11 protein-coding genes are annotated in these 12339 nt (G+C 51.5%); 9 read left to right on the forward strand and 2 right to left on the reverse strand.

Annotation, left to right across the window (positions count from 1 at the left end; translation table 11 throughout):
• The 8 genes from K2I50_RS01515 to K2I50_RS01550 all read left to right on the forward strand — a co-directional run.
• Positions 1-476 (forward strand): aminotransferase class V-fold PLP-dependent enzyme (locus K2I50_RS01515; RefSeq protein ID WP_301024488.1); only part of this gene is annotated, 476 nt, incomplete at its 5' end.
• Positions 477-500: 24 nt separating this feature from the next.
• Positions 501-1421: an NAD(P)-dependent oxidoreductase gene (locus K2I50_RS01520; RefSeq protein WP_301024489.1), complete on the forward strand. Its 921-nt coding sequence runs from the start codon at positions 501-503 to the stop codon at positions 1419-1421.
• 190 nt (positions 1422-1611) lie between these two features.
• Positions 1612-3864: a glycoside hydrolase family 31 protein gene (locus K2I50_RS01525; protein ID WP_301024490.1), complete on the forward strand. Its 2253-nt coding sequence runs from the start codon at positions 1612-1614 to the stop codon at positions 3862-3864.
• A gap of 309 nt (positions 3865-4173) precedes the next feature.
• Complete coding sequence (locus K2I50_RS01530; RefSeq protein WP_301024491.1) at positions 4174-5694, forward strand: sensor histidine kinase; 1521 nt, start codon at positions 4174-4176, stop codon at positions 5692-5694.
• Positions 5695-5702: 8 nt separating this feature from the next.
• A complete protein-coding gene (gene rprY / locus K2I50_RS01535) occupies positions 5703-6416 on the forward strand; it encodes a response regulator transcription factor RprY (RefSeq protein ID WP_068960897.1) in 714 nt (237 codons plus the stop codon).
• 235 nt (positions 6417-6651) lie between these two features.
• Positions 6652-6927 carry a co-chaperone GroES gene (locus K2I50_RS01540; RefSeq protein ID WP_123611504.1) on the forward strand — a complete coding sequence of 92 codons (276 nt, stop codon included), beginning with the start codon at positions 6652-6654 and terminating at the stop codon, positions 6925-6927.
• Between the two features lie 28 nt (positions 6928-6955).
• Positions 6956-8593 (forward strand): chaperonin GroEL, encoded by a 1638-nt coding sequence (gene groL / locus K2I50_RS01545; protein WP_301024492.1) that lies wholly within the window; start codon positions 6956-6958, stop codon positions 8591-8593.
• 294 nt (positions 8594-8887) lie between these two features.
• Positions 8888-9616, forward strand: a complete 729-nt coding sequence (locus tag K2I50_RS01550; RefSeq protein WP_301024493.1) for a GIN domain-containing protein — start codon at positions 8888-8890, stop codon at positions 9614-9616.
• Between the two features lie 267 nt (positions 9617-9883).
• Here K2I50_RS01550 and K2I50_RS01555 read toward each other — a convergent pair whose 3' ends face one another.
• On the reverse strand, positions 9884-10261 hold the full coding sequence (locus tag K2I50_RS01555) for a DMT family protein (RefSeq protein WP_301024494.1): 378 nt from the start codon (positions 10259-10261) through the stop codon (positions 9884-9886).
• A 48-nt stretch (positions 10262-10309) separates the two neighbouring features.
• Positions 10310-11353 carry a C45 family peptidase gene (locus K2I50_RS01560; protein WP_301024495.1) on the reverse strand — a complete coding sequence of 348 codons (1044 nt, stop codon included), beginning with the start codon at positions 11351-11353 and terminating at the stop codon, positions 10310-10312.
• Between the two features lie 62 nt (positions 11354-11415).
• On the opposite strand from K2I50_RS01560, the gene K2I50_RS01565 reads away from it, so the two are divergent.
• Positions 11416-12240: a LicD family protein gene (locus tag K2I50_RS01565; RefSeq protein ID WP_301024496.1), complete on the forward strand. Its 825-nt coding sequence runs from the start codon at positions 11416-11418 to the stop codon at positions 12238-12240.
• The last annotated feature ends 99 nt before the right edge of the window (positions 12241-12339 follow it).

A 12339-nucleotide genomic window follows, 5' to 3' on the forward strand; every position in this document is an offset into this window, starting at 1 on the left:
CAATCGTTATCGTCAAGGATTCGGCTCTCGGCAATGTAGACCGCGCTATCCCCACCATGCTCGACTACCGCACCCACATCAAGAAGGGCTCTATGTTCAACACACCTCCGGTGCTCCCCATCTATTCAGCTCTCCAGACACTCAAGTACTACAAGGAACTCGGCGGTGTGAAAGAGATGGAGCGCCGCGACCTTGCCAAGGCCGAGCTGCTCTACAGCGCCATCGACTCAAGCAAGATGTTTGTAGGCACAGTTGAGCCTGAGGACCGTTCAATCATGAACGTATGCTTCGTAATGAAGCCCGAATATGTAGAGCTTGAAAAAGAATTCATCGACTTCGCCTCTACAAAAGGCATCGTAGGTATCAAGGGCCACCGCTCGGTAGGCGGCTTCCGTGCATCGCTCTACAATGCTCTCCCCATCGAGAGCGTAAAGGTGCTCGTGGATGCAATGAACGAGTTTGAAAAGAAACACTGATACATACCATTAATCGATACGGAAATGAAAGTATTGGTAGCAACAGAAAAACCGTTTGCGGCAGTAGCCGTCGACGGTATACGCCGTGTCATCGAAGAAGCCGGCTACGAGCTCGAGCTTCTTGAAAAATACACCGACCGCGCCGAACTGCTCGCCGCAGTAGCCAACGCCGACGGCCTGATTATCCGTTCCGACAAGGTCGACGCAGAAGTCCTCGACGCTGCAAAGAACCTCAAGATAGTAGTGCGCGCCGGAGCCGGCTACGACAACGTAGACCTCGCCGCCGCCACCGCCCACAACGTGGTAGTTGAGAATACACCCGGCCAGAACTCCAACGCAGTGGCCGAGCTCGTATTCGGTATGGCTGTAATGGCAGCACGCAATTCCTACAACGGCACTTCAGGCATTGAGCTCAAGGGCAAGCGCCTCGGCATCCAGGCCTACGGCCAGGTAGGACGCAATGTAGCCCGTGTGGCCAAGGGATTCGGCATGGAAGTAAGCGCTTTCGACCCCTATTGCCCCGATGGCGCCATGGAGGCAGAGGGTGTTACACCTCTGCATGATACCGACACATTGTACTCCGGCAACGAAGTAGTGTCAATCCACATTCCCGCCACTCCCGAGACAAAGGGCAGCATCGGCTACGAGCTTATCACCAAAATGCCCAAAGGCGGCATCCTCATCAACACCGCCCGCAAGGAGGTAATCGACGAGGCCGGTCTTGAAAAGGCACTTGAAGCCCGCACCGACATCAAGTATATGGCTGATATCAAGCCTGACAATGCCGATGTGCTCAAGGAAAAATTCGGCGACCGCGTATTCTTCACCCCCAAGAAGATGGGTGCGCAGACCGCCGAGGCCAACATCAACGCCGGTATCGCTGCCGCCAACCAGACGGTAGCCTACCTCCGCGACGGCATCAACCGTTTCCAGGTCAACAAGTAATTTCTGAAGAACAATATCATTGAGGGTGTACCGGCTGTCATGTCGGTACACCCTTGTTTTTTCTATTGGTTTTCAATATTTGTTAACGCCGGGGTCGGTCAGTAGGCGAGCGGATTTTTGCGTGCTCTGGAGAGTACAGATTCTTTTTCGTATATTTGCATTTGCTATTAACCCAACAATTAATGCCATAATGAGATTGTACACATTGCTACTGGGGGCATCCGTGTTAGGGATGTCGCTGCCGGCGGTTGCTGCCGTGCCGAAGGAAAACCCGATGGTGTTTGGCAACGCGCGCCTTTCGGTGATTACTCCTACACTGCTGCGTCTTGAGTTTGCCAAGGACGGCAAGTTTATCGATGAGCCTACGCTGTTTGCCTACGACCGTAAAAGTATGCTGCCGATGGACAGCATTAAGGTGACTGAGCTCGGCGATGACCGTTATGAGATTGTCACCTCGGCGCTTACTATCAATTACCATGACGACGGTTTCCCGTTTTCGACATCCAATCTGATGGTGTATTACGACCTCAACGGCAAGCGCAAGAAGTTTACCAACCGTTTTCTGCCTAAGAACAATCTCGGCGGTACGGTAGAGACCCTCGACAGGGTGACACGTGAGATACCTATGGATGACGGCCTTCTCAGCCGCGACGGATGGTATATGATTGACGACGAGCGCAGCGACCTTCTTACATCTGACGGATGGATCAAGCCGCGCGACACCAATACACACATACAGGACCAGTACTGCTTTATCTACGGCAACGACTACCGGAGCGCTCTCGCGTCGCTCGGTGCGATAAGCGGGCGTGTGCCGATGACCCGCAAGTATATCCATGGCGTGTGGTATTGCCGCTACTGGGACTATACCTCCGATGAGTTTCTCGATATTATACGTGGGTATGACGAGAACGATTTTCCGCTCGACAACATAGTGTTTGATATGGGCTGGCATACTAACGACGCCACGCTCGGCACCGGGCACAACGGGCATCTCAACTGGAACGGATATACCTGGAACCGTGAGCTTATACCGGACCCCAAGGCCCTTATCGACTCTGTGCATGCACGTGGCGTGACTGTGTCGCTCAACGACCATCCCCACGACGGTATCCGTCCTCACGAACACAATTATGCGGAGTTTGCCGCTGCTATGGGTGCCAAGGAGGGTGAGGTGCCGCTGTTTGATCTCTCCGACCGCAGATATATGGAGAATTTCTTCAAGTATGCCCATCGTCCGAGCGAGGATATGGGGGTGGATTTCTGGTGGCTCGACTGGCAGCAGAATTATCTGTATCCCCACGTGCGCGGTCATCATTCGACCTCTCTCTCATGGATCAACGAGCTTTACTACCGCGACTCGCAGCATGGCAACCGTCGTGGCGCGGGCTACAGCCGCTGGGCAGGGTGGGGCGACCACAGGCATCCCATCCAGTTCTCCGGTGATGCCCAGGCCAATTGGGAGATGCTTGCGTTTGAGGTCAAGCTCACTGCATGCAGCGGCCAGGGCGGCTGCTATTACTGGGCACATGATATCGGCGGTTTCCGAGGCGACCCGAATCCTGAGTTAAGCGTGCGCTGGACCCAGTTTGGCGCCCTGTCGGCTGCTCTGCGTGTGCATTCCACCAAGGACAAGCGTCTTGACCGCCGTCCGTGGATTTCCGGCGAGAAGGAGACAAAGGCCATGCGTCGCATGTACCATATGCGTTCGGAGATGATGCCGTATATATATTCGAGTGTATGGCAGACACACAATACTATGGTACCGCTCAACCGGTCGATGTTTATCGACTATGGCGACCAGAAGGAATCGTTCAGCCAGCCACAGCAGTTTACATTCGGTGATATCCTGCTTGCCGCTCCCATATCTACTCCGGGCACAGGCGCCGACCTTACCGCATCGCAGCGTGTATGGTTTCCGGCCGGAGAGGTGTGGTACGATTATTTCACACATGAGATGAAGCAGGGCGGACATACCGCCGACATCTCCAAGCCTCTGGATGAGTTCCCGCTCTATGTGCGCGGCGGATGGGTGCTTCCGATGCAGCCTTACACTCCGCGCCCGGCGTCGGCTCCTCTTGACACGCTTGTCATGCGCGTGTATCCCGCAGCTGCTGATGTCGACAATACGTTTACGCTGTATGAGGACGACGGTATTTCGCTTGACTATCAGAAGGGTGTCTACGCCACAACTCCTTTGCGCTATACCCAGTCGGGTGGACGCGCTACTGTAACCGTTGAGCCGGTCGAGGGGAGCTATCCGGGGCTTGTGAAGCGCCGTGCCTATCGCCTTCAGCTTCCGTCCCTTCAGGCCGGTGCCCGGGTGAAGGTCAACGGGAAGAGTGTGAAACCATCGTTTGACAACAATGTAGGCTGTCATGTGGTGTCGGTCGCTGCCACACCTCTGTCGCGTAGGATTACCATAGAATATGATATAAATTAGTAAGCTATCACACTATCGCTGATTTTACACGGCTATGTCAACTTTGAGTGATGTAGCCGTGTTTATTTTTAGATTTAACGTTATTTAAGCTGATGTCGGGCGATTTATAAGAATTTTGGCACAAAGTAAGACATACATATCGTTGCAAATGTTAAATGTAAATGTTAATTTTGCATTCATGTGTTAAATATGAGATGCTTGTTTGCAGAGTATGTCGGGGCGCTTCTCCGTGGTGCAAACATTTGAGCATATAAATTGTTAACATTATATAATATAAATGACTCCCAACAGGCGTATATATTATTTAAAATGAAGAAGAAAACTATCTGGATTCTTACAATTATAATGGCACTGACCTTCTGCGGGTTGCTGTACATTCAGATTATGTATATGAAAAACATGATCCGTATGCGCGACGACCAGTTTGCCGAAGGTGTACGCCGTTCCCTGTATGCTGTGACCTCCACTCTTGAGCAGGATGAGACAAGGCATTTCCTTGAAGAGGATGCCGCCGCAATAGAGCAGAGCGTGTACGGGTCGCTTGATACCGGTTCGAAAAACTCCTCGTCGGGCAGCATGAAGTATTCGTTTACCACTCCCGACGGTCTGCACGGCGACCTTACCATCCATGGCGACCTGCGCGGACGGTCGTCCATATCGCCTACCGCATCCGGACGCTACCGGTCGCTCCAGGAGACGATAAAGGGGCAGTATCTGTATCAGAAAGGTCTGCTAAACGAGGTGATACTGAATATTCTCAGCCAGTCGAGCAACCGGCCTATCGTCGAGCGTGCCGATTCGGCTACTGTGGCGCGTTACCTCGCCGGAGAGTTTGAAAACAACGGACTCAATCTACCCTTTGAGTTTGCTGTTGTCAATCGTGCCGGACGGTCCATATACCATACCGCAGGGTTCAACAGCAGTGATGCCGGACGCAACAATATGTTTGTCCAGACGCTGTTCCCCAACGATCCCGCCAATAAGGTATATTATATTAAGGTATATTTCCCGACCAAGAAGGATTATATCATGTCGTCGGTGAAGTTCATGATACCGTCGTTTGTGTTCACCTTTATCCTGCTTGTGGTATTTCTGTATACCATCATCATAGCGTTCAGGCAGAAGCGTCTTACGGAGATGAAAAACGACTTCATCAACAACATGACCCATGAGTTCAAGACTCCTATATCATCTATATCGCTTGCGGCGCAGATGCTCAACGATGACAGTGTGCGCAAATCGCCGACCATGATGCAACATATCTCCACGGTAATCAACGATGAGACAAAGCGACTGCGCTTTCAGGTAGAGAAGGTGCTTCAGATGTCGATGTTCGACCGCCAGAAAGCCACTCTCCGCCTTCAGGAGATTGACGCCAACAAGACTATTTCCAATATAGTGAGCACATTCAAGCTCAAAGTCGAGAGTTGTGGCGGCCATATCGAGAGCGACCTTGCCGCTGACGATGCCATCGTCGAGGTAGACGAGATGCATTTTACAAATGTCATATTCAATCTGCTTGACAATGCCGTGAAGTACCGTCGCGAGGATGTGCCACTCACTCTGCGTGTCAGCACTGCCGACATCAGTCCCGAACGCCTTGAAATCCGGGTCAGTGACAACGGTATAGGCATACGTCGCGACGAGCTGAAGAAGATATTCGAGAAATTCTATCGTGTGCCCACCGGCAACCGTCACGATGTGAAGGGGTTCGGTCTCGGCCTTGCCTATGTGCACAAGATGATAGGCGAACTGCATGGCGAAATCCGTGTAGAGAGCGAATTCGGACAAGGAACAACATTTATAATTATATTACCACTTACTAACTGACAATAACTATGGAAGAACGTTTGCGTATCCTCTTATGCGAAGACGATGAGAATCTTGGCATGTTGCTGCGGGAATATCTGCAGGCAAAGGGCTTCAACGCCGACCTCTATCCCGACGGAGAAGCCGGATATAAGGCATTTCTCAAGGGCAAATATGATCTTGCCGTGCTTGATGTGATGATGCCTAAGAAGGACGGATTTGCGCTTGCACAGGAGATCCGTACCGTCAATTCTGAAATCCCTATCATCTTCCTGACTGCAAAATCGCTTAAGGAAGATATTCTCGAGGGATTTAAAATCGGAGCCGACGACTACATAACCAAGCCCTTCTCTATGGAGGAGCTGGTATTCCGTATCGAAGCCATTCTGCGCCGTGTGAAGGGCAAGAAGGGCAAGGAAATCACGATGTACAAGATCGGACGGTTCACATTCGATACCCAGAAGCAGGTGCTCATGATTGACGACAAGGTGACTAAGCTCACTACCAAGGAGTCGGAACTGCTCAGCCTGCTCTGTGCCCATGTCAACGAAATCCTTGAGCGTAATTTTGCCCTCAAGACCATCTGGATTGACGATAATTATTTCAATGCCCGTTCGATGGATGTCTACATCACCAAGCTGCGCAAGCATCTTAAGGACGATCCCGCCATCGAGATTATAAATATCCATGGCAAGGGCTATAAACTTATCGCTCCTGAAGTAGAGACAGCACCGGCTCAGTAATCAGGCCGAAAACTGTCGGATTATAACATACCGACCCGCGACAATGGCATGACAGGCCGTGTCGCGGGTCGGCGCATACTGCCAAAATGTCGCATATTTCTGTCATGAATCAACATTGGCACGATATATGTTGTTGTTTATTGTGGTGGCGGAGGCAGGCAGTGCTCCTTCGCTCACACACATGATCATAACCAATAGACGAAAGAATTAACTAAACTAAAAACTTATTACTGATATGAATGTCAAACCACTTGCAGACAGAGTGCTTATCAAGCCTACACCTGCCGAAGAACGTACACTTTCGGGAATCATCATCCCCGATTCAGCTAAAGAGAAACCCCTCCGTGGCACAGTAATCGCCGCCGGCAACGGCACCAAGGATGAGGAGATGGTACTTAAGGCCAACGATGAGGTGCTCTACGGCAAGTATTCCGGCACAGAAATCGAACTTGACGGTGAGAAATACATCATCATGCGCCAGAGCGACGTACTCGCTGTAATCGCCGAATAATATATTCATCTTAAAAAAACAAGCTATCATGGCAAAAGATATAAAATTCAATATCAAGGCTCGCGAAGAGCTCAAGAAGGGTGTCGACGCTCTTGCCGATGCCGTTAAGGTAACTCTCGGTCCTAAAGGCCGCAACGTAATTATCGACAAGAAGTTTGGCGCACCCCATATCACCAAGGACGGTGTGAGCGTGGCCCGCGAGGTAGAACTCGAGGATCCGTTCCAGAACATGGGCGCACAGCTTGTCAAGGAAGTGGCATCCAAGACAGGCGACGATGCCGGCGACGGTACCACCACCGCTACCGTGCTCGCACAGGCTATCATCAACGTAGGTCTTAAGAATGTCACCGCAGGTGCCAACCCCATGGACCTCAAGCGCGGAATCGACAAGGCCGTAGCCGCTGTAGTGGAAAGCATCAAGGGCCAGAGCGAAGAAGTAGGCGACGACCTCAAGAAGATTGAGGATGTAGCCCGAGTATCGGCCAACAACGATGCCGAAATCGGCAAGCTCATCGCCGAGGCAATGCGCAAGGTGAAGAAAGAGGGTGTAATCACAGTCGACGAGGCCAAGGGTACCGAGACTACTGTGGATATCGTAGAGGGCATGCAGTTTGACCGCGGCTATATCTCTCCCTATTTCGTTACCAACACAGAGAAGATGGAGTGTGACATGGACCGTCCCTTCATCCTTATCTATGACAAGAAGATTTCCAACCTCAAGGAACTCCTTCCCGTGCTCGAGGCTGAGGCTCAGACAGGCCGTCCTCTCCTTATCATCGCCGAGGATGTGGACCAGGAGGCTCTCGCAACCCTCGTTGTAAACCGTCTGCGCGGTTCTCTCAAGGTATGCGCTGTCAAGGCTCCCGGATTCGGCGACCGTCGTAAGGAGATGCTCGAGGATATCGCTGTGCTCACCGGCGGTACCGTTGTAAGCCAGGAGAAGGGCATGGAGCTTGCCAAGGTTACTCTCGATATGCTCGGCCAGGCCGAGACCGTTACTGTCAACAAGGAGAACACTACTATTGTCAACGGTTCAGGCTCTAAGGAGGCTATCGCATCGCGTGTAGCCCAGATCAAGGCTCAGATTCAGACTACCACAAGCGACTACGACAAGGAGAAACTCCACGAGCGTCTTGCCAAACTCGCAGGCGGTGTGGCTGTGCTTCATATCGGCGCACCCTCTGAGGTTGAGATGAAGGAGAAGAAAGACCGTGTCGACGACGCATTGAGCGCTACACGCGCAGCTATCGCCGAAGGTATCGTGCCCGGCGGCGGTGTGGCCTATATCCGTGCCATCTCGTCTCTCGACGGCCTTAAGGGTGACAACGACGACGAAGAGACCGGTATCGCCATCATCCGTCGTGCCATTGAAGAGCCCCTCCGTCAGATTGTAGCCAATGCCGGTGTGGAAGGCGCTGTTGTGATACAGAAGGTAAAGGACGGCAACGCCGACTTCGGTTACAACGCCCGCACAGGCGAGTATGAGAATCTGCTCGCTGCCGGTGTAATCGACCCCGCTAAGGTGACACGTGTTGCCCTCGAGAATGCAGCTTCAATTGCCGGCATGTTCCTCACCACCGAGTGTGTGATTGCCGACAAGAAGGAGGAGAATCCCGCTCCTGCTATGCCTGCCGGCGGCATGGGTGGTATGGGCGGCATGATGTAATCCTGCCTGTAAGAGCTTGTTTAATAATAAATGTTGCCGCCAGGGTCGTATAGCTTGAGACGATTTTCGATATGTGACGAAGGAGTGTACTTTATGTACATGACTGAGGAACAGGGCGAAAAGCGGCCAAGATATACGAGACTAAAAGTAACTTTATAATCACTCAATCTCTTGCTTACTTTTGAAAAAATGCGAAAAATATATCAACGATATGAAACAAATTACCTCCAGTCGGTCATTCGCCCTGACGGTAACATTTATTATTAAACAAGCTCTAAATATATCTTGACACTTATGAGAAAGTTTTTACTCGCATGCATGGCTACAGCCATAGCCGCATCCTCGCTTATTGCCGCCGAACCGATTGATAATTCAGTCAGAAAATACGAAATTGCGGTCAACGACTTCACTGCCCTGAAAGTAGTGGAAGGTGTGACCGTTGAATATCGGGCAAGTGCCGATTCCGCCGGATTTGCCAGATTCACCACAACACCAGAGATGGCGTCACTGCTAATGTTCTCCAACAACAAGCAGACTCTCGAAATACAACTTTCGACCGACGGAGTAAACCATATCGGCCTCCCACTCGTCACCGTCTACTCTCGATTCCTCACAAAGGTAGAAAACTCCGGCGATTCGCTCGTAAGGGTAGCCACCATCGAACCGACTCCATCGTTCCGCGCGCGTCTTATCGGCAACGGTCAGATTTCGATACGCAATATCGACACAAACTATCTTGACGCATCGCTCGAAACCGGAAATGGCGTGATGGCAATCTCGGGAAGTGCCGCCAAAGCCAAATATAGCCTCATCGGCACCGGCTCAATACAGGCCGAGGAAGTGACCGCAGTCGACGTGAAATGCTCCATGCTCGGCACCGGCTATATACAGTGTGCACCAACAGCCGAACTTACTGTAAGCGGAGCCAGTTCCGGTAAAGTATATTACAAGGGCACTCCGAAAATTAAAAACCGCTCTATCGGAGTGAAAGTCCTTGCTATTGAAGAAAATCAGGTCGATTAACGAAATTTTTCTTTAATTATATCCCCCATTTGATATTTTTACTATAACTTTGCATACTGTAATTCAGGCATGCTCAGTTGGCGATGCCTGATGGTATCTAAAATAAGATATACTCCTTTATCTTTTCTATCTGTTTATGGATATTTGGATTGCCTGTGATTCACTTTTTTCAGGCATAAAGATAGGGATGCCGTGCGGCATCCCTATTCTGTTTCCATACCTCACCCGGCGGTCACAAATTCTGCATCCGCCGGATTACGCATGCGCTTACTTACTGTCCATAAACACCAGATACACTGCGGCTACCAGCAGAATGAACGCCAGTATGTGATTCCATCCGAAGTGGGTGCCCCTGAAAGCTATCATCGTGAACACTGTGAATACCACCAGAGTTATGCACTCCTGCATGACCTTCAGCTGCACCAGAGAATATGGTCCGCCGTTACCGTCGAATCCTATACGGTTGGCAGGAATCATGAATATATATTCTACAAGAGCTATACCCCAGCTTATCAGTATCACCACATACAGAGGCCAGTTGCTTGACACTCCGCTTGACTGGAGCTTAAGATGCCCGTACCAGGCAAGGGTCATAAACACATTGGAGACAATCAGTAGAATTACTGTTATAATTGCCGGTTTCATTACATTAAGAGCTTGTTTAATAATATTGCAGAAATTATTTTATTTTACTTATTCGCCTTTTTTCTTCTTATCGAGCACACGCCGCAGCTCCGGAAGATATATATAATGCTTTCCCGAACCTCGCGCTATAGGGAAAATTCGGTGCTTGGCCTCGACCGCACGGTCGCACACCGGCGAGCGATACAACTCCCCTTCGGCCGACAGCCCGGCAGGAATCGAGTCGACTGAAACACGCATAAGCTCGGCACACGGAGGATAACCCAGCGCCGTCCACATTACAGCACCTCCTGGATTCTCCCCGGGCGCAGGCAACTCAACCACAATGCTCGCCCCTGTCGAATAGCGCGGGATGAAGTCCTGGTCTATAAGCCATACCGCACCTGTATCGACAGCCACCGGATCATAGCCCAGCAGCGAATGATAGAAACTGCATGACACCGAATCAAAAATAGCCCGGGGCGTCACACTGCGCGACAATGTCATAGGCTCAAGAAGCGAGACGGCCGAACACTCGCGTATATACCCGAATCCGCCATCCTTCTCTCCGCTATGGCTGTAGTTGGTACGCACGAGCATGGTATCGGCATCCGCGAGGTCTATCCTTCGGAATCCGGTGTCCCAGGTCTCGAAATACGCTCCGTTGCCCATGCCATCGGCCACACCGAAATTAGCCTGTACACCCATAGGCCGGGGTAACGAGCGCAACAAGCTGTCAAAATCGGCCACACTTCTGCACGCGCCCAGCGCCTGTGCCATTACTATACCTTCGCGGTCGCGCACACGTGCCGTATCCGGCGCCAGATTATAGCTGGCGGTGTTCATTACGGCAAATCCTGCCTCGTTGACACCTACCCATGCCTCCTGCAAAAGTGAGTCACCGCCATTGAATAGCGCCACATACTTAAGGCCGCCCGCAGGCTCAACACGCGCCACAAAGCTATGCTCCGTACCCGTGTCGCGATGCTTCCACAGCAACATCCGTCCGGAGACACTGCATCCCGAGCCTATTATAGCGCTCGTACAAGCCATTATGGCCGACGTTCCGCATACAGCCGCCAACACTGCTGCAATTATACCATGAGACAATTTCATGGATGCAAAGTTACGCATCTGACGCGGGAATTGACTAAATTTGCGCACAAATAAGACCAATAATGATTGATGAGGCTACACAGAAGGCGCTACGTGCCGCCTACAATCCCGACGGCTCCGACCTGCGTCGCCATCAGCTCGTGATGCTCGACATGCTCATATGGCTCGACAGCCTGTGCCTGCGCCATGAAATACCGTACTGGCTCAGTTCAGGCACACTGCTGGGAGCTGTGCGACACGGCGGATTCATACCCTGGGACGATGATGTCGATATCGAGCTGATGCTCCCCGACTACATGCGGCTGATAAAAGCCATTGCCGATGAGGCGCCGGCTGCCGGATACGCCCTTCAGACATCCGACACCGATTCCGAATTCCTGTTCCCTTTCGCCAAACTGCGCGACACACGCACACATATCGCGGAAGCCGACGGACTCGACTCACTACAGGCATTCCACGGAGCATATATCGACATATTCCCGCTTGCTCCGTCGGCATCACGCCGCCTCCATCGCCTCGGTTCAAAACTTATTGGCACCGAACTGAAGATGAGGGTTGCCCGTCCGGGGCTACGTCTCTGCATGACTCCAATGCGCTTTGCGCTCAAACATATCGCATACCCCGCGCTCCGACTGCTGTCAGCCATTGGAGCCCGACACATGTACCGCCATCTTATCCCAAGCTATTTTTCCGCTCCACGCATCGCCGGCGAATGCATTCCTCCTGGTAGAATATCATTTGAGGGACACACATTCGGAGCCCCGCACTCACCCGACCTGTATCTCAGGCGGCTGTTCGGCAACAACTACACATCTCTGCCATCGTCTATACACACCCATCTTGCACCGGATTCAAGCACTACCGCATCACCGATAAACAAGAAATAAGGTAAGTAACTGGTCAAAATTATTTTAGAGCTTGTTTAATAATAAATGTTACCGTCAGGGCGGTCAATCGTCGAGCAGATTTTCGCTTGTGATGAGGGA

Origin of the sequence: Muribaculum sp., from assembly GCF_029051885.1 — a bacterium.
In the GTDB taxonomy this organism is placed as follows: domain Bacteria; phylum Bacteroidota; class Bacteroidia; order Bacteroidales; family Muribaculaceae; genus Muribaculum.